The sequence below is a fragment of the Patulibacter defluvii genome (assembly GCF_034096925.1).
Lineage (GTDB): Bacteria > Actinomycetota > Thermoleophilia > Solirubrobacterales > Solirubrobacteraceae > Patulibacter > Patulibacter defluvii.
In genome coordinates this window covers 146,532-172,516 of record NZ_JAWZSQ010000003.1, presented here as the reverse complement: position 1 = coordinate 172,516, position 25,985 = coordinate 146,532, and the positions used below count along the sequence as shown (strand labels likewise).

General features: G+C 73.2%; 17 protein-coding genes. 10 read left to right on the top strand and 7 right to left on the bottom strand.

Annotated features, from left to right (window positions below; all coding sequences use genetic code 11):
- Positions 1-22 precede the first annotated feature (22 nt).
- The 3 genes from SH587_RS04765 to SH587_RS04755 are packed head-to-tail and all read left to right on the top strand — an operon-like array spanning position 23 to position 2,831.
- A complete protein-coding gene (locus SH587_RS04765) occupies positions 23-868 on the top strand; it encodes a CoA transferase subunit A (protein ID WP_320669430.1) in 846 nt (281 codons plus the stop codon).
- Positions 865-1,656 carry a CoA-transferase subunit beta gene (locus tag SH587_RS04760; protein ID WP_320669429.1) on the top strand — a complete coding sequence of 264 codons (792 nt, stop codon included), beginning with the start codon at positions 865-867 and terminating at the stop codon, positions 1,654-1,656. The genes SH587_RS04765 and SH587_RS04760 overlap by 4 nt, the downstream gene beginning before the upstream one ends.
- Positions 1,653-2,831 carry a thiolase family protein gene (locus tag SH587_RS04755; protein ID WP_320669428.1) on the top strand — a complete coding sequence of 393 codons (1,179 nt, stop codon included), beginning with the start codon at positions 1,653-1,655 and terminating at the stop codon, positions 2,829-2,831. Before SH587_RS04760 ends, SH587_RS04755 begins: the two co-directional genes overlap by 4 nt.
- Before the next feature lie 101 nt (positions 2,832-2,932).
- On the opposite strand, the gene SH587_RS04750 is transcribed toward SH587_RS04755, so the two are convergent.
- From SH587_RS04750 to SH587_RS04725, 6 genes are all read right to left on the bottom strand, one after another.
- Positions 2,933-4,366 carry an SGNH/GDSL hydrolase family protein gene (locus SH587_RS04750; RefSeq protein ID WP_320669427.1) on the bottom strand — a complete coding sequence of 478 codons (1,434 nt, stop codon included), beginning with the start codon at positions 4,364-4,366 and terminating at the stop codon, positions 2,933-2,935.
- Positions 4,367-4,380: 14 nt separating this feature from the next.
- Positions 4,381-6,951, bottom strand: a complete 2,571-nt coding sequence (locus tag SH587_RS04745; RefSeq protein ID WP_320669426.1) for a DEAD/DEAH box helicase — start codon at positions 6,949-6,951, stop codon at positions 4,381-4,383.
- 75 nt (positions 6,952-7,026) lie between these two features.
- Entirely contained in the window at positions 7,027-12,054 is a 5,028-nt protein-coding gene (locus SH587_RS04740) for an Ig-like domain-containing protein (protein ID WP_320669425.1), read from the bottom strand.
- Between the two features lie 361 nt (positions 12,055-12,415).
- Entirely contained in the window at positions 12,416-18,247 is a 5,832-nt protein-coding gene (locus SH587_RS04735) for an Ig-like domain-containing protein (protein ID WP_320669424.1), read from the bottom strand.
- Between the two features lie 90 nt (positions 18,248-18,337).
- Positions 18,338-18,811: a hypothetical protein gene (locus SH587_RS04730; RefSeq protein ID WP_320669423.1), complete on the bottom strand. Its 474-nt coding sequence runs from the start codon at positions 18,809-18,811 to the stop codon at positions 18,338-18,340.
- Positions 18,812-19,098: 287 nt separating this feature from the next.
- The gene (locus tag SH587_RS04725) at positions 19,099-20,025 is read right to left on the bottom strand and encodes a helix-turn-helix domain-containing protein (RefSeq protein WP_320669422.1); all 927 of its coding nucleotides are present in this window, start codon (positions 20,023-20,025) and stop codon (positions 19,099-19,101) included.
- 73 nt (positions 20,026-20,098) lie between these two features.
- On the opposite strand from SH587_RS04725, the gene SH587_RS04720 reads away from it, so the two are divergent.
- The 7 genes from SH587_RS04720 (at position 20,099) to SH587_RS04690 (ending at position 25,244) form a co-directional block, all read left to right on the top strand.
- On the top strand, positions 20,099-20,581 hold the full coding sequence (locus SH587_RS04720) for a pyridoxamine 5'-phosphate oxidase family protein (RefSeq protein WP_320669421.1): 483 nt from the start codon (positions 20,099-20,101) through the stop codon (positions 20,579-20,581).
- On the top strand, positions 20,578-20,958 hold the full coding sequence (locus SH587_RS04715) for an SAM-dependent methyltransferase (RefSeq protein WP_320669420.1): 381 nt from the start codon (positions 20,578-20,580) through the stop codon (positions 20,956-20,958). Before SH587_RS04720 ends, SH587_RS04715 begins: the two co-directional genes overlap by 4 nt.
- A 158-nt stretch (positions 20,959-21,116) precedes the next feature.
- Complete coding sequence (locus SH587_RS04710; RefSeq protein WP_320669419.1) at positions 21,117-22,040, top strand: alpha/beta hydrolase; 924 nt, start codon at positions 21,117-21,119, stop codon at positions 22,038-22,040.
- 3 nt (positions 22,041-22,043) lie between these two features.
- A complete protein-coding gene (gene soxR, locus SH587_RS04705; protein WP_320669418.1) occupies positions 22,044-22,487 on the top strand; it encodes a redox-sensitive transcriptional activator SoxR in 444 nt (147 codons plus the stop codon).
- 186 nt (positions 22,488-22,673) lie between these two features.
- A complete protein-coding gene (locus SH587_RS04700; RefSeq protein ID WP_320669417.1) occupies positions 22,674-22,877 on the top strand; it encodes a cold-shock protein in 204 nt (67 codons plus the stop codon).
- A gap of 385 nt (positions 22,878-23,262) precedes the next feature.
- Positions 23,263-24,300, top strand: coding sequence for a DegT/DnrJ/EryC1/StrS family aminotransferase (locus SH587_RS04695; RefSeq protein WP_320669416.1), 1,038 nt, complete (start codon positions 23,263-23,265; stop codon positions 24,298-24,300).
- Positions 24,297-25,244: an NAD-dependent epimerase/dehydratase family protein gene (locus SH587_RS04690; protein WP_320669415.1), complete on the top strand. Its 948-nt coding sequence runs from the start codon at positions 24,297-24,299 to the stop codon at positions 25,242-25,244. Before SH587_RS04695 ends, SH587_RS04690 begins: the two co-directional genes overlap by 4 nt.
- Before the next feature lie 7 nt (positions 25,245-25,251).
- Here the strand turns inward: SH587_RS04690 and SH587_RS04685 are convergent, their stop codons facing one another.
- Positions 25,252-25,965: a polysaccharide deacetylase family protein gene (locus SH587_RS04685; protein ID WP_320669414.1), complete on the bottom strand. Its 714-nt coding sequence runs from the start codon at positions 25,963-25,965 to the stop codon at positions 25,252-25,254.
- Positions 25,966-25,985 lie beyond the last annotated feature (20 nt).

Here is a 25,985-nt window from a genome sequence, read left to right as displayed (position 1 = left end):
ACGAACAGTGGGTGGGCGGCTGATGGCCGAGCTGCTGCCCCTCTCCGAGGCGATCGCGACCCTGGTCCACGACGGCGACAGCGTGGCGATGGAGGGCTTCACCCACCTGATCCCGTTCGCCGCCGGCCACGAGCTGCTGCGCCAGGGCCGCCGCGAGCTGGAGCTGATCCGGATGACCCCGGACCTGCTCTACGACCAGCTGATCGGCGCCGGCGCGGCGCGGCGGCTGGTCTTCTCCTACGGCGGCAACCCCGGCGTCGGGTCGCTGCACCGCTTCCGCGACGCGATCGAGCACGGCTGGCCGCGACGGCTGGAGATCGAGGAGCACAGCCACGCGGCGATGGCCAACCGCTACGCCGCGGGCGCCTCGGACCTGCCGTTCGCGGTCCTGCGCGGCTACGCCGGCACCGACCTCGAGGCCCGTACCACCGTCGCCCGGATCAGCTGCCCCTTCAGCGGCGAGTCGCTGGCCGCGGTGCCGGCCCTGCGGCCCGACGTCGCGATCGTCCACGCCCAGGAGGCCGACCGCCGCGGCAACGTCCAGCTCTGGGGCATCCCCGGCGTCCAGAAGGAGGCCGTCCTCGCCGCCCGCCGCTCGCTGGTGACCGTCGAGCGGATCGTCGACGAGCTGGAGCCGCGACCCGGCGGCGTGGTGCTGCCCGGCTGGACGATCACCGCCGTCGCCGAGGCCGTGAACGGCGCCTGGCCCTCGTACGCGCACGGCCTGACCGAGCGCGACAACGAGGCCTACCGGGCCTGGGACCGGGTCGCGCGCGACCGGGCCGCGTTCGGCGCCTGGATGGAGGAGCACGTGTTCGGCGGGCCCTCCCCCTACCCCGCCCCGGCGACCGAGGAGGCGGCGCGATGAGCGTTGCGCCCGCGAACGAGGCCGCGTCCAGCGGCGAGCTGCAGACGATCGTCGCCGCCCGCCGGCTGGTCGGCGCGCGAACCGTCTTCATCGGCGTCGGCAAGCCGTCGACGGCGGCGATCCTGGCGCGCGAGATCCACGATCCCGAGCTGGTCCTGGTCTACGAGTCGGGCACGATCGGCGCCAAGCCGCGGCGGGTACCGCTCTCGATCGGCGACGGCGAGCTGGCCGAGACCGCCGATGCGGTGGTCGCCGTCCCCGAGATGTTCAACTACTGGGTCCAGGCCGGCCGGATCGACGTCGCGTTCCTCGGCGCCGCCCAGGTCGATCGCCACGCGAACCTGAACTCGACCGTGATCGGCGACCACGCCGCGCCGCGGACCCGCCTGCCGGGCGCGGGCGGCGCGCCGGAGATCGCCTCCGGCTGCGGCGAGGTCGTGATCATCGCCCCCCACGACCGGCGGACGCTGGTCGAGCGGCTGGACTTCGTGACCACCGTCGGCCACGGCGATGGCCGCGACGAGCAGGGCCAGCCGCGCTCCGGGCTCGACCGCGCGGCGCTCGGGCTGCGCGGCCGCGGGCCGACCGCGGTGATCACCGACCTGGGCGTGCTGGAGCCCGACCCGACGACGAAGGAGCTGACGCTGGTGCAGCTGCATCCCGGCGTGACCGTCGAGCAGGCCCGCGAGGCGACCGGCTGGCCGCTGCGGGTCGCCGACCAGCCGACGATCACCCCCGAGCCGAGCGCCCGCGAGCTGTCGGCGCTGCGCGAGCTGGTGGCGCGATGAGCGCCGCCTACGTGCTCGACGCCGTCCGGACCCCGTTCGGACGGTTCGGCGGCGGGCTGGCCGCGGTCCGCCCCGACGACCTGGCCGCCCACGCGCTGCGGGCCCTGCTCGACCGCTCCCCCGAGCTCGACCCGGCGACGATCGGCGACGTGCTGCTCGGCGACGCCAACGGCGCCGGCGAGGACAACCGCAATGTCGCCCGGATGGCGGCGCTGCTGGCCGGCCTCCCGACCAGCGTGCCCGGGGTGACCGTCAACCGGCTCTGCGGGTCGAGCCTGGAGGCGGCGATCCAGGCCTCACGGACGATCGAGACCGGCGACGCGTCGGTCGTCGTCGCCGGCGGGGTCGAGTCGATGAGCCGCGCCCCGTGGGTGCTGCCGAAGCCGGAGCGGGCCTATCCCGCCGGCCACGAGACCCTCCACTCGACGACGCTCGGCTGGCGGATGGTCAACCCGCGGATGCCGGAGCGGTGGACGATCTCGCTCGGCGAGAGCACCGAGAAGCTGGCCGCCCTCCACGGCGTCGGCCGCGACGAGCAGGACGCCTTCGCCGCCGAGAGCCACCGCCGCGCCGCCGCGGCCTGGGCCGACGGGGTCCTGGCCGGCGAGATCGTGCAGCTGCCGGACGCGCCGCTCGAGCGCGACGAGTCGATCCGGCCGGGGACGACGGTCGCGAAGCTGGCGGCGCTGAAGCCGGCGTTCCTGGCCGACGGCACCGTGACCGCCGGCAACGCCTCGCCGCTCAACGACGGCGCGGCGATGGTGCTGCTCGGCGACGAGACCGCGGCGAGCCGGATCGGCCGCGATCCGCTGGCCCGGATCGTCAGCCGCGCGGCCCACGGCGTCGACCCGGACGTCTTCGGCTCCGGCCCGATCGAGGCCGCAGAGGAGGCGCTGCGCCGGGCCGGGATCGGCTGGGGCGACGTCGCCGCCGTCGAGCTGAACGAGGCGTTCGCCGCCCAGTCGCTCGCCTGCCTGAAGGGCTGGCCGGAGCTCGACCCGGCGCTGGTCAACGTCCACGGCGGCGCGATCGCGATCGGCCACCCGCTCGGCGCCTCGGGGGCCCGGATCCTCGGCCGCCTGGCCCGCCACCTGCAGGCGATCGGCGGCGGCTGGGGCGTCGCCGCGATCTGCATCGGGGTCGGCCAGGGACTGGCCGTGGTCCTGCACGCGTAGGCCGCGCGCCCCGGCTCGCGGCCCGGCTCGCGTGGCGGTTGACCCCCGGCGTCCGGGGCCCATCCGCCACGCGAGGCCGGGGGGGGGCGCTCGCCGCCGATTCAGCGACCGGAGCCGACGCCGAGCTGCGTCGCGACGTGCTCGGCGATCGCGCGCTGGGCGGAGAGGCGCGGGTGGGCCAGCTCCTGGAACTTCCTGCTGCGGACGAGCGTCGCCGCCATCCGGCTGGTGACCCGGCGGGTGGTGATGTCGACGAACCACGAGTTCTTCGTGCACATCTCGTGGCCCTTGGTGACGCCCTCGAGCGAGATGAAGCGGACACCGGCCTCGCTGGTCGCGGCCTTCAACGCGGCCTCCAGCCGCTCGCTGATCCGGACGAGCCGCCGCTTCTCCGCCTTGCCCAGCCAGGCGCAGCGGTCGTCGCCACTCGGGATCAGGTCGGGGTAGCCGACCACGACCAGCCGCTCCGGATCGACCAGCTTGGCCGCGATCGTGCGGTACAGGTCGGGAAGGGCCTTGCGCAGCGCCTCGATCCGCTCCTCGGTCCGCTCGTACTTCGACGTCGGGCGCGGCCGCCCGGGGCGCTGCTTCGGCTTGTGGGTCGACAGGCACTCGCCGGGGGTGAAGCAGTCGCCCAGGACCTCTCCGAATCCGACGTCGTTGCCGCCGATCGTCAGGGTCACGAACCGCGGCTTCAGGCGGGCGAGCTCGTCGAGCTGCGGCGGCTGCTTGAACCGCGAGGTCCTGGCGATGTTCGCCGTCACCGCGCCCGAGCAGGCCAGCAGCGCCTGCATCTCCAGCTGCGGCTGCTGCTCCAGCGGCTTCTGCTGGCTGATCTTCGCCAGCAGCCGCGGCCAGGCGTCCGCCGACCGGTGGCAGCGGCCCGCGGAGCCGTCGTAGCGCCCGACCGCCTCGCCCGACGAGTACGAGTCGCCGAGCGCGACGTAGGGCACCGACGGGTAGCGGAGCCGACGCTGGATGGTCGAGCCGACGAGGAGGTTCGGGTCGTCCGCCGGCGCGGTGGCGGTCGGCAGCAGGTGCGCGCCGTCCCACGCCGCCGGGCCGGAGCTGGCGCCGGTGCAGCGCATCCGCTGCTCGCGGTCGGCCTCGGACCGCTGGGCCACCCCGAAGGCGGCGGTCCCGCTCCAGACGCCGTTGGGCTGGAGCGTCAGCTCGGCGAGCGGCGCCTGGGCCTCGGCCACCTGGCAGCTGCTGCCGTCCCAGTTCGTCACCGTCAACGCGGTCAGCGCGCCGAAGCGGACCGCGTTCGGCGCGGTCTCCTCGACCCGGATCTCGCCGGCGCCGCGGGCGTCGTGCAGCCACTCGAACGGCGTGAACGCGCCCCAGGCCCAGTCGCCCTCGTAGGCGGGCAGGCCGAGCGGCCCGTGCAGCGAGCCGCCCTCGTGCGCCGGCGCGGCGACCGGGGCGGCGAGCGCGAACAGGACCGCGGTCAGCGGCGCCGCGGCGCGATGGAGAACGCGCGCGAAGCCGGACCGGCCGGGGCGCGCTGATGGACGACGGGGGGATCGTGACATCGGCTGGCGAGACGCTAGCCGATCGCGACCCCGAAGCCGACCGTTCGGATCACCGGCTCGCCGGCCTGGTCGGAGGCATCGAGGTCGACGTCGGCGACGAGCTGGAAGTCGTGGTGCTGCTCGGGGTCGTCGACGATCTGGCGGACTCGCCAGGCGCGGCCGTCGGCACCCGGAGGATCGCGGTCGATCAGCAGCAGCTCGGGCGAGCGGGCGGCCGGGCCGGCCGGCAGCTGGTCGTGCTCCTCCCAGTAGCCGTCGAGGGCGGCGCGCCAGGCGGGCTCGCGCATCGCGATCCGGCCCGGCGGGTCGGTCAGCGCGGCGGCCGCCGCCTCGAGCTTCGCCAGCTCGGCCGCCCGGTCGCGCGACGCGAGCTGGATCCGCTGGAACATCGCGTTGCGGACCATCCGCGCGAACGCCCGCTCGTTGGCGGTGATCGGGCGCGCCGGCGGCGGCGGGGCGCCGTCCTCGGCGGCCTGGACGGCGGCCGACAGCGCCTCGGGGTCGGTCAGCGCCTCCCACTCGTCGAGCAGGCTGGAGTCGGTCTGGCGGACCGTCTCCCCCAGCCACTCGATCACGTCCTGCAGCTCCTCCGTCCGCGCCGCCTCGGGCACGGTCTGGCGCAGCGCCCGGTAGGCGCCCGACAGGTAGCGCAGGACCAGGCCCTCGGAGCGGGCGACGTTGTAGTGGGAGACCAGCTCGGTGAAGCTGCGGCCCCACTCCCACATGTCGCGCACGACCGACTTCGGCGAGAGGTCGGACTCGCGCACCCAGGGGTGGGTCTCGCGGTAGATCCGCAGCCGCTCGGTCAGCGCCTCGGCCAGCGGCTTCGGGTAGGTGACCTCCTCCAGCAGCTCCATCCGCTCCTCGTACTCGATGCCCTCGGCCTTCATCGCGGCGACGGCCTCGCCGCGGGCCTCGTTGGCCTGCGCCATCAGCAGCGGGAACGGGTCGTCGAGGATCGCCTCGACCACCGAGAGGACGTCGAGCGAGTAGCTCTCCGCCTCGCGGTCGAGGTCCTCGATCGCGCCGACGGCGAACGACGCCAGCGGCTGGTTGAGGGCGAAGTCCTCCTGCAGCTCGACGGCCAGCCGCAGCGTGCGGCCGTCGGGGTCGGGCGCCGGCAGCCACTCCAGCACGCCGGCGGTCAGCAGCTCGTCGCCGAGCGCCTGGGCCTGCTCCAGCAGCCGCGCGCGGCCGCGGTCGTCCTCGTGGTTCTCGGTCGTCAGCGCCCGCATCGCCGCGATCGGGTCGGTCGGCTGGTGGACGACGTTGAGGATCGTGGCGTGGTCGACCCGCATCCGCGAGTTGAGCGGCTCGGGGGTCGCGGTCCGCAGCCGCTCGAAGGTCTCCTCGGTCCAGGAGACGGTGCCCTCGGGCGGCTTCTTGGTCTGGACCTTGCGCCGCTTCTTCGGGTCGTTCCCGGCCTTGATCAGCGCCTTCTGCCGCTCGATCACGTGCTCGGGCGCCTGGACGACGACGTAGCCGCGGGTGTCGAACCCGGCGCGGCCGGCGCGGCCGGCGATCTGGTGGAACTCGCGGGCCTTCAGCAGCCGGTGCTTGGTGCCGTCGAACTTGGCCAGGCCGGTGAAGACGACGGTCCGGATCGGCACGTTGATCCCGACCCCGAGCGTGTCGGTGCCGGCGATCACCTTCAGCAGGCCGCCCTGGGCCAGCTGCTCGACCAGCCGCCGGTAGCGCGGCAGCATCCCGGCGTGGTGGACGCCGATCCCGGCCCGCACCAGCTTCGAGAGCGTGCGGCCGAAGCCGGCGTTGAAGCGGAAGGCCCCGATCGCCTCGGCGATCGCGTCGCGCTCCTGGCGGCTGACGAGCTTGGCCGAGAGCAGCGCCTGGGCCCGCTCCATCGCCGACGCCTGGGTGAAGTGGACCACGTAGATCGGGGCCCGGTCCTCGTCGACCTGCTCCTCCAGCAGCTCGTGCAGCGGCCGCTCCGACCAGCTGAACTCGAGCGGCACCGGTCGCTCGGCGTCGTCGATCAGGACCGTCTCGCGCCCGGTCCGGCGGGTCAGGTCGTCGCTGATCCGGGTGACGTCGCCGAGCGTGGCCGACATCAGCAGGAACTGGGCCTGCGGCAGGGTCAGCAGCGGCACCTGCCAGGCCCAGCCGCGCTGTCCGTCGGCGTAGTAGTGGAACTCGTCCATCACCACCTGGCCGACGTCGGCGGCGGCGCCCTCGCGGAGGGCGATGTTCGCCAGCACCTCGGCGGTGCAGCAGACGATCGGGGCCTGGGCGTTGACCGACGCGTCGCCGGTCAGCATCCCCACGTTCTCGGCCCCGAAGGTGGCGCAGAGGGCGAAGAACTTCTCCGACACCAGCGCCTTGATCGGGGCGGTGTAGAAGGTCCGCCGGTCGTCCGCCATCGCCGCGAAGTGGGCGGCGATCGCGACCATCGACTTGCCCGACCCGGTCGGGGTGGCGAGCACGACGTTGGCGCCGCTGAAGAGCTCGATCGCCGCCTCCTCCTGGTGCGGGTAGAGCTCCAGCTCCTGCTCGGCCACCCAGGCCGTGAAGCCGTCGTAGAGGGCGTCGGCGCTGGGCTCGGTGGGGAGGGCGTCGACCAGGAGCATGCGGTCGACCACACGCTAGCGGGGCGCCGGGCGGGTGGCTCCGCCCGGCGCCCCGTCGAGGCGTGCGTCCGCCGCTCAGCCGGTGACGACCGTCTTGTCGGTGGTCGGCGCCTTCTTGGGCCGGATCACGACCTTGCGCGAGGCCTTGAGGGCCTTGATGCCGGTGGCCGTGGCGGTGGCGCGGTTGGTCTGGCTGCCCTTCGGGGCGTCGCGGTCGATCCGGACGGTGATCCGGTAGCTCTTGGCCTTGCCGGGGGCGAGGCTGGGGATCTTGGCGAAGCAGAGCTTGCCGCGCTTGAGCTTGCCGCCCCCGCGGGCGACCACGGTCACGTTCTTGGGCAGCAGGTCGCAGACCACGACGTTGCGGGCCGTGCCCTTGCCCGTGTTGCGGACCTTGATCGTGTACTTCACGCGCTGGCCGGCGGTGACGCGCTTGGCGTTGGCGGTCTTCGTCAACCGCAGATTGGGCGCCGGTCCCGGCGTCACCGTCGGGGTGTACGTCGACTCGGCCGGGTTGCCGTTGACGTCCTTGATCCGGTAGCGGACCGGGGTCGCGGTGCCGGTGAACTGCGGCTCGGGAGTGAAGACGATCTTGCCGTCCTCGATCGTGTACACGCCCTGGCCCGGGATCACCACCCGGTTGGTCGGGTTGCCGTCCTTGTCCAGCAGCGTCAGCGAACCGCGATCCAGCGGGACGCTGCCCGGGGTGTCGTTGGCGAACGGATCGATCACCTGCCGCTTGCCCTGCGGGCCGCTGGTGGTGTCCGGGTTCGCGACCGGCGGCAGCGGGGTCACCGTCGGGGTGTAGGTCGAGCCGACGGTGTTGCCCCGGCTGTCCTTCACCTGGTAGCGGACCGGGTCCGCCTTGCCGACGAACTGCGGCTCGGGCGTGAACACCAGCATGCCGTCCTCGACCGTGAAGACGCCCTGCCCGGGCACCACCACCCGGGTGGTCGGGCGGCCGTCGGCGTCGAGCAGCGTCAGGGTGCTGCGGTCGAGCTGGACGTTGGGGTCGGTGTTGTCGTTGGCCAGCGGATCGATCACCTGTCGCTGCCCCTGCGGACCGGAGGTCTCGTCGGGACGCGCAACGGGGGTGACGGTCGGGGTATAGGTCGACTCGGCCGGAGTGCCGTTGACGTCCTTGATCCGGTACTTCACCGGGTCGGCGGTGCCGATGAACTGCGGCTCCGGCGTGAAGACGATCTTGCCGTCCTTCACCGTGTAGACGCCCTGGCCCGGGACCACCACCCGATCGGTCGGGTTGCCGGCGCCGTCGAGCAGCGTCAGCGACTCGCGGTCCAGCGGCACCCGATCGTCACCGGGCTGGTCGTTGGCGAACGGGTCGGTCGACTGCGCCTGGCCCTGCGGCCCCGAGGTCTTGTCGGGGTTGGCCTTCGGCGCCACCGGATCGATCGTCGGGGTGTAGGTGGACTGCGCCGTCGTGCCGTTGACGTCGGCGATCCGGTAGTCGACCGGGTCGGCCGTGCCCGTGAACTGCGGCTCGGGGGTGAAGACGATCTTGCCGTCCTCGATCGTGTACACGCCCTGCCCCGGGACCTCGACCCGATCGGTCGGGTTGCCGTCGCCATCCAGCAGCGTCAGCGAGTCACGGTCCAGCGGCACCTGATCGTCACCGGGCGCGTCGTTCGCGAACGGATCGGCCGACTGGGCGACGCCCTGCGGCCCCCTGGTCTCGTCCGGGTTTGCCTCCGGCGTCACCGGGTCGAGCGTCGGCGTGTAGGTCGACTGCGCCGTGGTCCCGTTGACGTCGGCGATCCGATAGGTCACCGGATCAGCCGTGCCGGTGAACTGGGGCTCGGGGGTGAAGACGATCTTGCCGTCCTCCACCGTGTACACGCCCTGGCCCGGCACCTCGACCCGATCCACGGGGTTGCCGTCGCCGTCGAGCAGCGTCAGCGAATCGCGATCCAGCGGCACCTGGTCGTCACCGGGCCGGTCGTTCGCGAACGGATCGGTCGACTGGGCCTGGCCCTGCGGGCCTGAGGTCTCGTCCGGGTTCGCCTCCGGCGTCACCGGATCGAGCGTCGGCGTGTAGGTCGACTGCGCCGTCGTCCCGTTGACGTCGGCGATCCGATAGGTCACCGGATCCGCCGTGCCCGTGAACTGCGGCTCCGGCGTGAAGACGATCTTCCCGTCCTCCACCGTGTACACGCCCTGACCCGGCACCTCGACCCGATCAACCGGGTTGCCGTCACCGTCCAGCAGCGTCAGCGAGCTGCGTTCCAGCGGCACCTGATCGTCACCCGGAGCGTCGTTGCCGAACGGGTCGATCGACTGGGCCACGCCCTGGGGACCGGAGGTCTCGTCCGGGTTCGCCGTCGGGGTGACCGGATTCAGCGTCGGGGTGTAGGTCGACTCGACGGTGTTGCCCTCGGAGTCCTTCACCTGGTAGCTGACCGGGTCGGCTGTGCCCGTGAACTGCGGCTCGGGGGTGAAGACGATCTTGCCGTCCTCGATCGTGTAGACGCCCTGGCCGGGAACCTCGACCCGATCGACCGGGTTGCCGTCCTCATCGACCAGCGTCAACGTCGACGGGTCGAGCGTCACGTTCGGATCGACGTTGTCGTTGGCCAGCGGGTCGATCGACTGCCGCACGCCCTGCGGGCCGGAGGTCTCGTCCGGCTGCGCGACCGGGGTGACGGTCGGGGTGTAGGTCGACTCGGCCGTCGTCCCGTTGACGTCGGCGATCCGGTAGCCGACCGGATCCGCCGTGCCGATGAAGTCGGGCTCGGGCGTGAAGACGATCTTGCCGTCCTCGACCGTGTACACGCCCTGACCCGGCACCTCGACCCGATCGACGGGGTTGCCGTCGCCGTCCACCAGCGTCAGCGAGTCGCGGTCCAGCGGCACCTGGTCGTCACCGGGCGCGTCGTTCGCGAACGGGTCGGTCGACTGGGCCTGGCCCTGCGGGCCTGAGGTCTCGTCCGGGTTCGCCGTCGGAGCTACCGGGTCGAGGGTCGGGGTGTAGGTCGACTCGACGGTGTTGCCCTCCGAGTCCTTGACCTGGTAGCTGACCGGGTCGGCTGTGCCCGTGAACTGCGGCTCCGGGGTGAAGACGATCTTGCCGTCCTCGATCGTGTAGACGCCCTGGCCCGGGACCTCGACGCGGCCCGTGGGGTTGCCGTCGCCATCGACCAGCGTCAGCGTCGACGGATCGAGGGTCACGTCGGGATCGACGTTGTCGTTGGCCAGCGGATCGATCGACTGCGCCACGCCCTGCGGGCCGGAGGTCGTGTCTGGCTGGGCCACCGGGGTGACCGTCGGGGTGTAAGTGGACTGCGCGGTCGCGCCGTTGACGTCGGCGATCCGGTAGTCGACCGGATCCGCCGTGCCGATGAAGTCGGGCTCCGGCGTGAAGACGATCTTGCCGTCCTCGACTGTGTAGACGCCCTGACCGGGAACCTCCACCCGATCGGTCGGGTTGCCGGAGTCGTCGAGCAGCGTCAGCGAGTCCGGATCGAGCGGCGCGTCGGGATCGCCCGGAGCGTCGTTCGCCGTCGGGTCGATCGACTGCGGCTGGCCCTGCGGCCCCGAGGTCTCGTCCGGGTTGGCGGTCGGGGGATCGACCGCGGTCACGGTCGCGTTGGCGGAGTTGTTGTCGCTCGAGCCGCGATCGGTGACGGAGGCGGTGTTCGTGGTCTCGGTGCCGGCCGGCCCGGGGACCCGCGAGGTGTAGGTGACGGTCAGCGTCTCGCCGACGTCGAGCCCGCGGTCGCCGCCGCTCGGCTGCTCCTCGGCACCGATCGCCGCGTAGGGGCGGCTGCACTCCAGCGGGCTGGTCATCTCGTCGCCCTCGGCGGCCGAGCAGGTGACCGTGCCCCGGGCCAGGACATCGTTCGAGCCGCCGCTGGTGCTGATGCCGGTGATCGTGCGCGGCGGGTCGCCGGGCAGGTCGTCGGAGAGAGTGACGGTGTCGCCCTGGGTCATCGGGTCGGGACCCTCGTTGGTGATCCTCACCGTCCAGGTGACCGTCGAGCCCGGGGCGGCCTTGGTCGGCGAGACCGACTTCTCGACCGCGAGGTCGTAGTTGCAGGGCACCCAGCGCAGCTCGACCGACCCGTCGGCGCCCTTGCCGGGATCGGTGCGCTTCGGCCCGGCCGCCGAGCTGATGTCGCGGACGCCGGTGCTGATCGGCCCGTCCGTTGCGACGTAGCTGGCGCCACCGCCTCCGCCAGCCCCGCCGACCCCGGTCGCGGTCGCCGCGCCACCGCCGTAGCCCCAGCTCGAGGCGCCGCCGCCACCGCCGTAGTAGCCGCCACCGCCACCGCCGCCGGCGTCCGGATCGGGATCGGCCGCGCCGGCACCGCCGTTGCGCCCGCTGCCCCCACTGCCGTTGAGTGAGGCGCTGCCGCTGTGGACGCCGCCCGCCCCGGGGCCACCCGACTGGCCGCCCTGGCCGCCGCCCGGGGTGCCGGGGTTGCCGGACTGGTTGACGCCGTCGAGGCCGGTGCCGCCCGGGGTCACTCCGGCGCCCGTCGGCAGGCCGGCGTCGCTGCCGCGCCCCAGGGTGGTGTTGTGGCCCCCGCCGGACCCGCCGCCGCCGCCGGCCACGATCGCCGTCTGGCCCGCGAGCCGCAGCTCGGTCCAGCCGCCGCCACCGGTGCCGTGGTGGTAGTTCGGCGTGCCGCCGTTCTGCGACAGACCGCCGTCGCCGCCGCCGTTGACGCCGCCCTTGCCGTTCTGCCCGGCGACGTTGGAGCCCTGGGTGCCACCGCCGCCGACGCTGCCGTCGTAGCTCTGGCCCGGCACCACGTCGTAGGTCGCCTTGACCTGCGCGCCGGAGCCGTTGACGTTCTGCACGCCGGCGATCCAGGCGCCGCCGGCACCCCCGAGCGCGGTCGCTTGGACCGAGCAGACCCCCGCCGGGACCGTGCCCGAGTAGGCGCCGGTGGTCGTCCGGGTGACGGGACCCGGGGCGGGCGCCGGATCGGCGTTGGCCGCGGTCGGAACGAGCGCCGCGAGCTGCACGCCGCCGACCAGGGCGACGCTGCCGACGAAGGCCGCGGCGGAGGTGCCGGCCCGCCGCAAGCCGTGCGCCGCGGCCGACCAGGGCCGCGATGGGGCGTTCGCCCTCGTGCGCAACGGCCGGGGCTCCGATGGTGACGTTCGCTGACGCATCTCGACTCGCTTCCGTGTTCGATGTTGTCGTGAGCGCCCGGCGCCGACGCCGCGAGGGACCCGATGTCGGAGGCGGAGCACGACCGGGCCCGCGGTCGCGGGGCGACGCGAACGGCCGACCGGCGACGGCGGACCGCCGGCTGCGGGCGCGGGCTGCCGGCGCACGATCGGCAGCCGCGGCCGCGACCGGCGATGACCGCGGCCGGGGCCGGCGGCCCGATGGCGCGTGACGTCACTCATCGGGTCGGTCGGGTCGGGGGCGTCCGGAGCCGTGCGGCCGGGGCCGGAGGACGCGTCGGTCCTCCGGCCCGGCCGCGCGGGTACGTCAGCCGGTGACGACCGTCTTGTCGGTGGTCGGCGCCTTCTTCGGCCGGATCACGACCTTGCGCGAGGCCTTGAGGGCCTTGATGCCGGTGGCCGTGGCGGTGGCGCGGTTGACCTGGCTGCCCTTCGGCGCGTCGCGGTCGATCCGGACGGTGATCCGGTAGCTCTTCGCCTTGCCCGGTGCCAGCGAGCTGATCGTGCGGAAGCAGAGCTTGCCGCGCTTGAGCTTGCCGCCGCCGCGCGCGACGACCGTCACGTTGCGGGGCAGGATGTCGCAGACCACGACGTTGCGGGCCGCGCCCTTGCCGTCGTTGCGGACCTTGATCGTGTACTTCACCCGCTGGCCGGCGGTGACCCGCTTGGCGTTGGCGGTCTTCGTCAACCGCAGCTTGGGCTTCGGCCCCGCGGGGGTGACGGTCGGCGTGTAGGTCGACTCGGCCGGATTGCCGTTGACGTCCTTGATCCGGTAGCGGACCGGAGTCGCCGTGCCAGTGAACTGCGGCTCCGGCGTGAAGACGATCTTGCCGTCCTCGATCGTGTACACGCCCTGACCGGGGATCACCACCCGGTTGGTCGGGTTGCCGTCAGCGTCCAGCAGCGTCAGCGAACCACGGTCGAGCGGAGCGCTGCCCGGGGTGTCGTTGGCGAACGGATCGATCACCTGCCGCTTGCCCTGCGGGCCCGAGCTGGTGTCCGGGCTCGCCGTCGGCGGGACCGGCGTGGACTTCGGGGTCACCGTCGGGGTGTAGGTCGATTCGATCGTGTTGCCCTGGCTGTCCTTGACCTGGTAGCGGACAGGATCGGCCTTGCCGACGAACTGCGGCTCCGGGGTGAAGACGATCTTGCCGTCCTCGACCGTGTAGACGCCCTGGCCCGGCACGACGACGCGGTTGGTCGGCTTGCCGTCCTGGTCGACCAGCGTCAGCGAGCCCGGATCGAGCCGCACGTTGGGATCGGTGTTGTCGTTGGCCAGCGGATCCACGACCTGCCGCTCGCCCTGCGGACCGGAGGTCTCGTCGGGACGCGCGACCGGGGTCACCGTCGGGGTGTAGGTCGACTCGGCCGGGGTCCCGTTGACGTCCTTGATCCGGTACCTGACCGGGTCCGCCGTGCCAATGAACTGCGGCTCCGGGGTGAAGACGATCCGGCCGTCCTTGACCGTGTAGACGCCCTGGCCCGGGACCACCACCCGATCGGCCGGGTTGCCGTCCTTGTCCAGCAGCTGCAGCGAGTCGCGGTCGAGCGGCACCGCATCGTCGCCCGGTTCGTCGTTGGCGAACGGGTCGGTCGACTGCGGCTGGCCCTGGGGACCACGGGTCGTGTCCGGGTTCGCCTTCGGCGCCACCGGATCGACGGTCGGGGTGTACGTCGACTCCGCCGGCGTCCCGTTGCGGTCCTTCACCTGGTACTTGACCGGATCGGCCTGGCCGGTGAACTGCGGCTCGGGGGTGAAGACGATCTTGCCGTCCTCGACCGTGTACACGCCCTGACCGGGAACCTCCACGCGGTGGACGGGGTTGCCGTCACCGTCCAGCAGCGTCAGCGTCTCCGGATCGAGCGGGGCGCTGTCGTCCCCGGGTTCGTCGTTGGCCAGCGGATCGATCGACTGCGGTCGACCCTGGGGACCACGGGTCTCGTCCGGGTTCGCCTCCGGCGTCACCGGATCGAGCGTCGGCGTGTAGGTCGAGTCCGCGGGCGTCCCGTTGACGTCCTTGATCCGGTAGTCGACCGGGTCGGCGGCGCCGGTGAACTGCGGTTCCGGCGTGAAGACGATCTTGCCGTCCTCCACCGTGTAGACGCCCTGACCCGGCACCTCGACCCGATCGGTCGGGTTGCCGTCACCGTCGAGCAGCGTCAGCGACTCGCGATCCAATGGCACCTGGTCGTCGCCCGGCTCGTCGTTGGCGAACGGATCGGTCGACTGCGGCTGTCCCTGCGGACCGCGAGTCTCGTCGGGGTTCGCCGTCGGCGTCACCGGATCCAGCGTCGGCGTGTAGGTCGACTCGGCCGGCGTGCCGTTCTTGTCCTTGACCTGGTACTTGACCGGGTCGGCCGTGCCGGTGAACTGCGGCTCCGGCGTGAAGACGATCTTGCCGTCCTCGATCGTGTAGACGCCCTGACCGGGCACCTCGACGCGCTCCACGGGGTTGCCGTCACCGTCCAGCAGGGTCAGCGTGCTCGGGTCGAGCGGCGCGCTGTCGTCGCCGGGCGTGTCGTTGGCCAGCGGATCGATCGACTGCGGACGACCCTGCGGGCCACGGGTCTCGTCCGGGTTCGCCGTCGGCGTCACCGGATCGAGGGTCGGGGTGTAGGTCGACTCGGCCGGCGTCCCGTTGACGTCGGCGATCCGGTACTTGACCGGGTCGGCCTCGCCGGTGAACTGCGGCTCGGGGGTGAAGACGATCTTGCCGTCCTCGATCGTGTACACGCCCTGCCCCGGGACCTCCACGCGATCGACGGGGTTACCGGCGCCGTCCAGCAGCGTCAGCGACCCGCGATCGAGCGGCACCTGCTCGTCACCGGGCTCGTCGTTGGCGAACGGATCGGTCGACTGCGGCTGGCCCTGCGGGCCCCGCGTCTCGTCCGGGTTCGCCGTCGGCGTGACCGGGTCGACGGTCGGCGTGTAGGTCGATTCGACGGTGTTGCCCTCGGAGTCCTTCACCTGGTAGCGGACCGGAGTGGCCTCGCCGGTGAACTGCGGCTCGGGCGTGAAGACGATCTCGCCGTCCTCGATCGTGTACACGCCCTGCCCCGGGACCTCCACGCGATCGACGGGGTTGCCGTCGTTGTCGACCAGGGTCAGCGTGTCGGGATCGAGGGTGACGTTCGGGTCGGTGTTGTCGTTGGCCAGCGGGTCGACGGTCTGGCGGACGCCCTGCGGGCCCCGAGTCTCGTCGGGCTGGGCGACCGGCGTCACCTTCGGCGTGTACGTCGATTCGGCGGGGGTGCCGTTGACGTCAGCGATCCGGTAGTCGACCGGATCCGCCGTGCCGATGAAGTCAGGCTCCGGCGTGAAGACGATCTTGCCGTCCTCCACCGTGTAGACGCCCTGACCCGGCACCTCCACGCGATCGACCGGGTTGCCGTCACCGTCCAGCAGCGTCAGCGAGCTGCGGTCGAGCGGAACGCTGTCGTCCCCCGGCGTGTCGTTGGCGAACGGGTCGACCGACTGCGGCCGGCCCTGCGGACCCTCGGTCTCGTCGGGGTTCGCCGTGGGCGTGACCGGGTCGACGGTCGGGGTGTAGGTCGACTCGGCCGGCGTCCCGTTGACGTCGCCGATCCGGTACTTGACCGGGTCGGCCTCGCCGGTGAACTGCGGCTCGGGCGTGAAGACGATCTTGCCGTCCTCCACCGTGTAGACGCCCTGACCCGGCACCTCGACCCGATCGACCGGGTTGCCGGCGCCATCGAGCAGCGTCAGCGAGCTGCGATCCAGCGGCACCGCGTCGTCTCCCGGCTCGTCGTTCGCGAACGGATCGGTCGACTGCGCGATCCCCTGGGGGCCGCGCGTCTCGTCGGGGTTCGCCGTCGGCGTGACCGGGTCGACGGTCGGCGTGTAGTTCGACTCGACGGTGTTGCCCTCCGAGTCCTTCACCTGGTAACGAACCGGGTCGGCCTCGCCCGTGAACTGCGGTTCGGGCGTGAAGACGATCTTGCCGTCCTCGATCGTGTAGACGCCCTGACCCGGCACCTCGACCCGATCGACCGGGTTGCCGTCACCGTCGACCAGCGTCAGCGTGCTCGGATCGAGGGTCACGTCGGGATCGACGTTGTCGTTGGCCAGCGGATCGACCGACTGCGGCTGGCCCTGCGGCCCGCGCGACTCGTCGGGCTGCGCGACCGGGGTCACCGTCGGGGTGTAGGTCGACCTGGCCGTCTTGCCGTTGACGTCGGCCACCCGGTAGTCGACGGGATCGGCCTCGCCGATGAAGTCGGGCTCCGGCGTGAAGACGATCTTGCCGTCCTCGATCGTGTAGACGCCCTGACCCGGCACCTCGACCCGGTCGGTCGGGTTGCCGTCCGCGTCGAGCAGGGTCAGCGAGGCGGGATCGAGCGGGGCGCTGTCGTCACCGGCCTCGTCGTTGGCCAGCGGATCGATCGACTGCGGCTGGCCCTGCGGGCCCGAGGTCTCGTCGGGGTTGGCGGTCGGCGAGGGGTCGAGCGGGGCGCTCGTCGAGTCCTCGTTCGAGGTCACCGTGTTGCCGCCAGCGTCCTTGCCGGTTGCCGTCGCCGTGTTGTCGACGCTGCCGTTGTCGACGTCGGCCTGGGTCGTCTGGTACGTCGCCGTGCACTTGGTGGTGCCGTCGGCCGGCAGGGTGCCGCCGATCGCCACCGGCGAGCAGCTGAAGGCGCTGAGGCCGGCGTGCGGATCGTTGAGCTGGAAGTCGGTCAGCTCGGCCGGGCCGTTGGTGACCGTGAAGGTGTAGGTCAGCGTCTCGCCGGGGCCGCCGAACGACTCCGGGTCGACGCTCTTGTCGAGCGTCAGCGACGGGGTGACCGCGCGCAGCTCGACCGGGTAGTCCTCGACCTCGCCCGAGTCGGCGGGACCGGTCGGCGATTCGACCTGGGCCGCGTTGTAGCCGATCCGGAAGCGGGCCCAGCTGCCGCCGGTGGAGACGCCCGAGCGACCGGGCCACGAGAAGGCGGCCGAGGTGGCGCCGGCGGCGACGTCGACGCACTGCCGCTCGCCGGCCTCGAAGGTGCCGTTGCGGTTGAAGTCGATCCAGGCGCAGGCCCGGCCGGCGGCGCTGGCCCGGCTGATCGGGATCGTGACCGAGGTCGCCGCGCTGGTGCCGCTGACCACGTCGATCGGATCGAGCCCGCCGGGCAGGCCGTCGTCGTCGTCGCTGCCGCCGGCGTTCGGCGAGCTGGTGCCGTTGGCGACGTTGGCGTTCTCCTCGGTGACCGTCGTGCCGTAGCGGATGTCGGAGATCACGTGGCGCGCGGCGTTGCCGGCGTCGTAGCTGGACGGCGCGTCGCCGTAGTCCTGCGTGACCGAGGTCGTCAGGTTCCAGCCGTCGTCGAAGATCTCCCAGCCGTTCTGCGGGTTCGCGTGGCTGGTCGAGATCTTGTAGCTGAGATCGAAGGTGACGCTCGAGAAGGTGCCGTTGACCCGGAACGAGCCGCAGCCGGCGGTGCCCTGGGCGCCGTTGGAGACCTGCGTGCAGCTGGTGCTCGGCGCGTCGACGGTCGCCTCGACGCGGGTGTTGTTCTGCGTGACCTTGATCTTCGAGCCACCGACGTTCGTCAACGTGGCGCCGGCCGCGGTCATCGACGAGCTGAGGTTGAGGATCGCCGACGAGAAGGTCGTGTACCCGGGGTTGTCGACCTGCCGGAAGCCACCCAGGCCGGCGACGTGGATGACGGGGTTCGTGACCGGCCGTCCGAAGTTGACCGTCACCGTGGGACGCACCCCGGTCCACTCGCAGTAGGTGACCTGGTAGTTCGGCCTCAGCGGGCACGACGACGAGGACGTGTCGGGGATGTTGGTGAGGTTCGCGACGGTGTTCGTGGTCGCCGCGAGGCTCGGCGCGTAGTCGCTCGCGACGTAGCCGCGACCGTTGAGCGGCTGGTTGCCGGCGCCTTCGAACGCCGTCGGCCCGCTGACCGTCTCGCGAACGCTGAGGCCGGATGCGTTGAGCGTGTTGCTCGCGTTCGTTCCGCTCACCGTCCACGCGGCCGAGTTGACCTCGTAGGCGGAGGCGCCCGCTGGGACGAGCGCGATGGCAATCAGGGCGGCCAGGAAGGCCAGGGCGGTCCGCAGCGGACCCCTGGCGCTCCTCGTGGCCGCGGGGGACGTCCCGGCGGTCATTGCTCCGTGCTCCGTGCTCATCGGTGGGAACCTCGATCTGCGGTCATGAAGTCGTGCTCCCGCAGCGAGCGGCGGCGCCGCTCGCGGGAGGGTCGCCGGGGCGACAAGGGGTCAGCGCAGCGCCCCGCGCTGCACGAAGTAGGTGCATTGGACGGCGTTGCGGGCCCGCAGGCGGGTGCGCAGCGCCCAGCGGCGCGTGGCGCCGGCGCCGACGCGCGGGACCGTGGTGACGGCGCGCTGGCGGACGTCGGAGCGGGCGCTGATCCAGTTGACGGCGATCACGTAATCGGCCCGCCGTCGGGTCGGGTTGGTGACGGTGCCGGCGACCCGGACCCGGCCGGGGCGCGTGACGCAGCGGCCGGCGCGGACGTCGACGCGGGCACCGACCGGCTTGCGGAGCGCGGGGATCGGGGTCAGGTCGCGCACCGGCACGTCGGCCAGCGCGGCCTTCCTTCCCTTGGCGTCTCCGCGGTCGCCGTCGCCGCGCGAGTCGTCACCGCCGCCGCAGGCCGTGAGCCCGGTCGTCGCGGCCGCCATCAGCACCAGGACGGCGATCCGCCCAGGCGCCCGCCGTCGTCCCCCCATGATGTTCCTGCCCCTGCGCATGGCACCGCTGTGCTTTCCCGTCCCGCGCCCCCGTGCAGCGGGAGGCGGATCGCCCGTCGTTCATCCCAACAAGCCCCCGCCCGCCCGGCGGCCGAGCGGACACCGAAGGCCGCCGGACGCCGTTCCTGATGGTCAGGCGGAGTACGGCTCCCGATCCTGGCGACGCCGCGGGGACGCGCCTACGGCGTAAATCACAACTTCCACAGAGGACCTAGCGATCGATCACAGATGCAGGTCGGGATGACCTGCGCCGCCTGAGCCCACCCTCAGCGGCGCTGCTCCCACTCGATCGGGTCGCCGGAGGAGACCGTCTCCGCCCCCAGCTCGCGCAGGACCGCGGCCAGCATCTCGCGCCGGATCGCCCCGTAGGCGAGCACGTGGGAGAGGACGCCGCCGTAGGTGAACGACTGCGGCGGCTCGCAGAGGGCGTCGACGAAGGCGTCGTCCCACGCGCCGCGGTCGCGGATCCGGCGGGCCAGCCGCTCGAAGTCGGCGGCGACCCGCTCGAAGCGCGCCAGCAGCTCGTCGTCGCCGGGCTGCGGCTGCGGCTCGCCGACCATCGCCGCCACCCACACCTCGAGCGTCCGCACCAGCCGCTCGGCCATCAGCTCGGCGCTCGGCTCGTCGCCCTCGAACCAGACCGCGACGAAGCCCGGGCGGCGGGGCTCGGCGAGCGCCTCCGGCGACAGCTCGGCCGCGGCGTGCAGCAGCTCGCGGACCCGCGCCAGGTGCTGCAGGACCATCCGCTCGGTCAGGTCGCGGCCGACCGCCGGCCCGGTCGCCGCCGGGCCCGAGCCGTGCGGCACCAGCAGGCCGGCGGGCGGGTGGAAGTGGATGCCGTTCGGCGCCTCCAGCTCGACCGGGCCGTCGCCGCGAGCGAAGGCGCTCGGCGCGACCCCGTGGGCACGGGCGAAGGCGCGCGAGAAGGCCGCCAGCGAGCCGTAGCCGGCGGCGGTCGCCGCCTCGGAGGCGCTCGTGGTGCCGGCCCGCAGCTGCCACGCGGCGCGCTCCAGCAGCAGCCGCCGGCGGAGGGCGACGGGCGACTCGCCGGTCGCGCCGGCCAGCAGCCGGTCGAGGTGGTCGCGCGAGAAGTGGGCCTGCCGCGCCAGCGCCCGCCCGTCCGTCTCGCGGTCGTCGAGCGAGTCGAGGACCAGGTCGAGCAGCTCCCGCAGGCGGTCGGACACGGCGAACATCCTCGCGGGTCGGACTTGATCGCGTTCGACCTCTCGCTCGACGGCGGGCCGGCGGCCGGCGACGGTGGACGTCATGCCCAGCTGGTCCGCCTTCGCCGTCGCCGCTCCCGAGCTCGCCACCGAGGTCCGCGAACGGCTCGACGCCCACGTCCACAAGACCCTGGCCACGATCCGCGCCGACGGCGGGCCGCGGATCTCGGGCACCGAGTGCCGGTTCGAGGACGGCGAGCTGTGGATCGGCTCGATGTGGCAAGCCCGCAAGGCCCACGATCTCCAGCGCGACCCGCGGTTCGCCCTCCACAGCGGCTCCGAGGACCCGCCGGCCTGGCCGGGCGACGCGAAGCTGGCCGGCGACGCCGAGGAGCAGACCGACCCCGAGCTGATCGCGCGGCTCAACGGCGAGGCGGCCGCCCAGGGCCCGACCCACCTCTTCCGGCTCGACCTGCGCGAGGTCTCGACGGTCAAGCTGAACGCGGCGGGCGACCAGGTGATCGTCACCGTCTGGACCCCCGAGCGGGGCGTGCGGACGATCCTGCCGGACACGGGCGGCCGATGAGCGGACGGCTGCGGGCGGTCGTCGAGCGGCTGGCGCTGCGGCCGGGCGACCGGGTGCTCGAGATCGGCTGCGGTCACGGCGTCGCGGCGACGATGGTCTGCGAGCGGCTGACGGACGGCCACCTGACCGCGATCGACCGCTCGCCGGCGATGATCGCGGCCGCCGCCCGCCGCAACGCCGCCTTCGTCGCCGACGGCCGGGCCACGTTCCTGGTCGCCGCGCTGGAGACCGCCGCGCTGCCGGCGGGCCGCTTCGACGTCGTCTTCGCCGCCCGCGTCGGGCTCTTCCACCGCGAGCCGGAGCGGGCCCGCGCGCTGGTCGACCCGTGGCTGGCGCCGGGCGGGCGGCTGGTCGTCGAGTACGACGCCCCGACCTGAGCCAGCACCACGCGCCACACCCACGCCGCCCCCGCGGGGCGAGGCGCGCTGTGCCCGCAGGACGGGCGCGACGCGCCACACCTCGCCGGGCCCGCGGGGTGGGGCGCGCTGTGCAGCCGCGTCGGCCGATCCGCCCCCGCCGCTACGGTGGATGGGCGATGAGCGTCCAGATGGCGATCCTCCGCGCGCGCTTCCGGATCGCCGGCCAGTGGCAGCGGCTGACCGCCCGCGGCGTGCCGACCCCGTACGAGCAGCTGCAGGCCGGCGACGAGCACGAGCCCCCGCGGGCCGTCCGCCGCCACCACCACTGCACGGCGGTCGAGCACGGCGGCGCCCGCGCGGTCTGGCTCGACCGCAACCACGCGCCCGAGGGCGTGCTGGTCTTCCTGCACGGCGGCAGCTACGTCAGCGGGCCGTTCCTCGACCAGTGGCAGTACCTCAGCCGGCTCTGCCGCCGGACGGGGATGGCCGGGCTGCTGGTCGACTACCGGCTGGCGCCGCAGCACCCGTTCCCGGCGGCGCTCGAGGACGCGCTGGCGGTGATCGACGGCGCCACCCGCGAGCGGCTGCTGCGGCCGGGCGCCTGGTCGTTGCTCGGCGACAGCGCCGGCGGCGGGCTGGCGGTCGCGGTCGCCTCGCGGTTGCGCGACGGAGCCGGCGACCCGCCGGCGGCGTTGGTGCTCTGCTCGCCGTGGCTCGACCTGGCCGTGGCCGACCCCGACGCCCGCCGCCTCGCGCGGGTCGACGCGATGCTGACCCTCGACGGCCTGGCCCGCCACGCGGCGGCCTACGCCGGCGACCGGCCGCTCGACGATCCGCTGCTCTCGCCGCTGCACGGCGATCCCCACGGGCTGCCGCCGACCATGATTCACACCGGCACCCGCGAGCTGTTCCTGCCCGACGTGCGGACCTGGGAGCGGCGCTGCCGCGAGGCCGGGGTGACCGTGGTCAGCCGCGAGCAGCCGGGCGGCTTCCACGGCTACGTGACCGCCGTCGCCTCGCTGCCGGAGGCGCGGCGGGCGGCCGACGAGCAGGCCGAGTTCGTCGTCGAGGCGCACGCGCTGGAAGGCGACCGGGCCTGAGCCATGGACCACCTGATGACGATCGGCCAGCTGGCCTCGCGGACCGGCGTCGCCGCCTCGGCGCTGCGCTTCTACGAGGACCGGGGCCTGATCCAGTCGCTGCGCGCGGGCTCGGGGCACCGGCGGTTCCCCCGCTACATGACCCGCCGCGTGGCCTTCATCGTCTTCGCCCAGCGGATCGGGCTCTCGCTGCAGGAGATCAAGGCCGAGCTCGACCGGCTGCCGACCGAGCGGGTGCCGACCCGCGACGACTGGGCCGCGCTGACCGGTGCCTGGACGGCCCGGATCGACGAGCGGATGGCCGAGCTGGAGCGGCTGCGGGACAGCCTCACCGGCTGCATCGGCTGCGGCTGCCTGTCGCTCGATCGCTGCGCGCTGGTCAACCCCGAGGACCGGCTCGGACGCCGCGGTCCGGGGCCGCGGGTGTGGATCGGCGACGCCGCCTGAGGGGCCCTCGCGGATCGCCGATCACCGAACGATCACAGGACTTTTCAACAACGAGGCCCTTTGCCGCTACGCTTTAGGCGACCGTGTCGGGCAAAGAGCCCGGCGAAGCAGTGCCAGTGTCCGCAGTTGTTGCAGTTGCACCCTCCGCGTGTCCCGTTGCACAGAAACCCCGTGGAGGACAACATCATGGCTACCGGAACCGTCAAGTGGTTCAGCGACGAGAAGGGCTTCGGCTTCATCACCCCCGATGAGGCGGGCAAGGACCTCTTCGTCCATCACTCCGCCATCAACGGCTCGGGCTTCAAGACCCTGGCCGAGGGCGCCAAGGTGAGCTTCGACGCCGAGGTCGGCCCCAAGGGCCCCAACGCGACGAACGTCAACCTGATCTAGGGCACTGCCCTACTTCGCCGCCCTCGGGCGGCCGTGACGGCCCGCATCTTGCGGGCCGTCGTCGTTTCCGGGTTCGGGAACATCCGCCGATCGCGGCGGCCGCCGCGGGCCGGCCACCGCCGCCGCCGCGGCCGCCGGCCCGATCGCCCCGCCCCCGCGGGCGCGTCCTCCCCCGGGCTCCCGTCCCGGCGTCGACTCCGTCCACCGGACCGCTGGGTCCACTTTGGCGCGCGTCCACCCGAAGGCGACGGCGGCGCCCGAACACCCGGCCACCGCCGACGCGCCAGACCGGGGAACGTGAAGCCCCAGAAGCGGGAAACAGCCGTAATCTCCGCGGTCGCCCACCCGTACCGACCCGCGGTCGATACGGAGGAAGAGCCTCCACATGAACCCGTCCCCGCTGTCCTCGCCCACCGACCTCGGCCGCTTCGCGATCGGCTTCGATCCGCGCGATCGCTCGCGGCTGCACCAGCTGTGGGACGAGGTGATCGACTCCAACCGCTGGGCCGAGGGCGACCTCACGCGCCGCTTCGAGGAGGCATGGGCGGCCAAGCACCCGGGGGCCGCCGGCGCGGTCGCCACCGGCAGCTGGTCGGGCGGCGCGCTCGCCGCGCTCAAGCACGCCGGGGTCGGTCCCGGCGACGTCGTGCTCTGCCCCTCGAACACGTTCATGGCCACGCCGCTGGCGGCGATGCACCTGGGCGCGCGGGTCGAGTTCGTCGACTGCAACCGCGAGGACCTCTGCCTGTCGTTCGCCGACTTCGAGCAGAAGGTCGCGCAGCACAAGCCGAAGGCCGCGATCCTGGTCCACATCGGCGGCCACATCGCCTTCGACGTCGAGCGGATCGCCGCGCTCTGCCGGGCCGAGGGCATCTTCCTGCTCGAGGACTGCGCCCACGCCCACGGCGCGACCTGGAACGGCCAGGCCCCCGGCACCTGGGGCGACGCCGGGGTCTACAGCTTCTACGCGACCAAGACCGTCTCGACCGGCGAGGGCGGCGTGCTCGTCTCGCGCCACCCGGAGCTGCTGGAGTTCGCTCGCGCCTTCCGCAACTACGGCAAGCCGGAGCACGAGGTCGAGGGCCTGAACTTCCGGATGAGTGAGTTCACCGCCGCGCTCGGCTTGGTCCAGACCGAGCGGCTCGACGAGCTGGTCGCCTGGAAGAACGCCGCCGCCCGCGAGCACCTGGACCCGCTCCACGCCGGCCGCCTGCAGCTGCCCGACGGGATGGTCTCCGGGCTCTACAAGTACATCGTCTTCGATCCGATCGAGAAGTCGACCGGCAAGGTCTACGACCAGCCGTGCCACCGGATCCTCGGCCATCAGGTCGATCTGCCCAACAGCGACTGGGTCGCCACCGGCCACTGGTGCGTCCCCATCTACTACCGGCCGGAACTCGGCAACCAGGAGGTCACGGCATGAAGAAGGTCCTCGTCACCGGCGGATCCGGGTTCATCGGATCGCACGTCGTCGACAAGCTCGCCGCCGCGGGCATCGAGCCCCGCATCTTCGACATGGTCGAGTCGCCGTTCCACGCGGCCGGCTCGGTCGACACCTACCTCGGCGAGCTCGGAGACCTCCAGGCCCTGACCGCCGCGATGGAGGGCTGCGACGCGGTCCTCCACCTGGCGGCCGTCGCCGACGTCGGCCAGGTCGCGCTCGACCCGGTCTTCGCCGAGCAGGTCAACTCGAAGGGCACGCTGAACGTCCTCCAGGCCGCCCGCGACGCCGGCGTCGGCCGGGTCGTCTACGCCTCGACGATCTGGGTCTACGACGGCTTCTCGGCCGACGAGGTCGACGAGGACAGCCCGCTCGGCCTGCCGAAGCACCTGTACACGGCGACCAAGATCGCCGGCGAGATGTACTGCACCAGCTACGCCGAGCTGTACGGCGTCGAGTACACGATCCTGCGCTTCGGCATCCCCTACGGCACCCGAGCCCGCCCGGCCGCCGTGGTCCCGCAGTTCGTCAAGAAGGCGCTCGCCGGCGAGCCGCTGACGATCGCCGGCAAGGGCGACCAGACGCGCCGCTTCGTCTACGTCGAGGACCTGGCGGACGGCTGCGTCGCCGGCCTCCAGCCGCAGGCCGCCAACCGGGTCTTCAACCTGGTCGGCACCGAGGAGACGACGATCCTGGAGATCGCCGAGGTCGTCCGCGACCTGCTCGGCGACGTCGACATCGTCCACGTGCCGGGCCGCCCGGGCGACTTCAAGGGCGCCGTCGTCGACCACCGCCGGGCCGAGCGGGAGCTGGGCTGGACGGCGAGCACGTCGTTCCGCGAGGGCGTCGTGAAGTACCTGGAGTGGCACCGCGAGACCCACGGCGCCGGCCGCGCCGCGCCGGTCGCCGACCCCAGCGGCGACTGACGCGGCCTCAGCCCGCGGCCGGCACCGGCGCGGTGACGAGCCCGGCCGCGGCGATCCGCTCCAGCACCCGTGGCAGCGCCGCCGCGGTCGCCCGCCACGAGCCCGGGTCGCTGTAGTCGTCGGCGTCGTGCAGCAGCAGCACGTCGCCGGCGGTCAGGTCGCGCGAGACCTCGGCCGCGATCGAGGCGGCGGTCGCGTCGCCGCGCCAGTCGTGGCCCCAGCGGCTCCACAGCAGCGGCCGCCAGCCGCGCCGGCGCAGGTCGGCGATCGCCGGGTGGGCGTAGATCCCGTACGGCGCCCGGTGGACCGGCAGCAGCGCGTCGCCGGCGACCGCGCCGATCGTCTCCGCCGCCCGGTCGAGGTCGTCCCGGACGGCGCCCGGCGAGCGCCGCAGCAGCAGCCGGTGGCGGTCGCCGTGGATCGCCACCGCGTGGCCGGCGGCGACCACCTCGGCCAGCAGCGAGCCGGTCCGCCGCACCTGCTCGCCGACGCAGAAGAAGGTCGCCGTCGCGCCCTGCTCGCGCAGCGCCTCGAGCACCGCCGGCGTCCCCCGCGGATGGGGGCCGTCGTCGAAGGTGACGGCGACCGCGCCGGGCAGGTCGAGCCGCCGCGGCAGCCCCAGCGCCCCCGCCACCCGCGGCAGCAGCGGGGCCAGCGCCGGCAGCGCCCAGCCGACGCCGGCCGCGACGGAGGTTCCGGCCAGGAGCGGGACGGCGCGCACCGGCGGATCGTCGCAGGTGC

Coding starts and splice junctions, on each gene's coding strand:
- SH587_RS04765 (WP_320669430.1), top strand. CDS start 23: ATGGCCGAGCTGCTGCCCCTCTCCGAGGCGATCGCGACCCTGGTCCAC.
- SH587_RS04760 (WP_320669429.1), top strand. CDS start 865: ATGAGCGTTGCGCCCGCGAACGAGGCCGCGTCCAGCGGCGAGCTGCAG.
- SH587_RS04755 (WP_320669428.1), top strand. CDS start 1,653: ATGAGCGCCGCCTACGTGCTCGACGCCGTCCGGACCCCGTTCGGACGG.
- SH587_RS04750 (WP_320669427.1), bottom strand. CDS start 4,366: ATGTCACGATCCCCCCGTCGTCCATCAGCGCGCCCCGGCCGGTCCGGC.
- SH587_RS04745 (WP_320669426.1), bottom strand. CDS start 6,951: ATGCTCCTGGTCGACGCCCTCCCCACCGAGCCCAGCGCCGACGCCCTC.
- SH587_RS04735 (WP_320669424.1), bottom strand. CDS start 18,247: ATGAGCACGGAGCACGGAGCAATGACCGCCGGGACGTCCCCCGCGGCC.
- SH587_RS04730 (WP_320669423.1), bottom strand. CDS start 18,811: ATGGGGGGACGACGGCGGGCGCCTGGGCGGATCGCCGTCCTGGTGCTG.
- SH587_RS04725 (WP_320669422.1), bottom strand. CDS start 20,025: ATGTTCGCCGTGTCCGACCGCCTGCGGGAGCTGCTCGACCTGGTCCTC.
- SH587_RS04720 (WP_320669421.1), top strand. CDS start 20,099: ATGCCCAGCTGGTCCGCCTTCGCCGTCGCCGCTCCCGAGCTCGCCACC.
- SH587_RS04715 (WP_320669420.1), top strand. CDS start 20,578: ATGAGCGGACGGCTGCGGGCGGTCGTCGAGCGGCTGGCGCTGCGGCCG.
- SH587_RS04710 (WP_320669419.1), top strand. CDS start 21,117: ATGAGCGTCCAGATGGCGATCCTCCGCGCGCGCTTCCGGATCGCCGGC.
- soxR (WP_320669418.1), top strand. CDS start 22,044: ATGGACCACCTGATGACGATCGGCCAGCTGGCCTCGCGGACCGGCGTC.
- SH587_RS04700 (WP_320669417.1), top strand. CDS start 22,674: ATGGCTACCGGAACCGTCAAGTGGTTCAGCGACGAGAAGGGCTTCGGC.
- SH587_RS04695 (WP_320669416.1), top strand. CDS start 23,263: ATGAACCCGTCCCCGCTGTCCTCGCCCACCGACCTCGGCCGCTTCGCG.
- SH587_RS04690 (WP_320669415.1), top strand. CDS start 24,297: ATGAAGAAGGTCCTCGTCACCGGCGGATCCGGGTTCATCGGATCGCAC.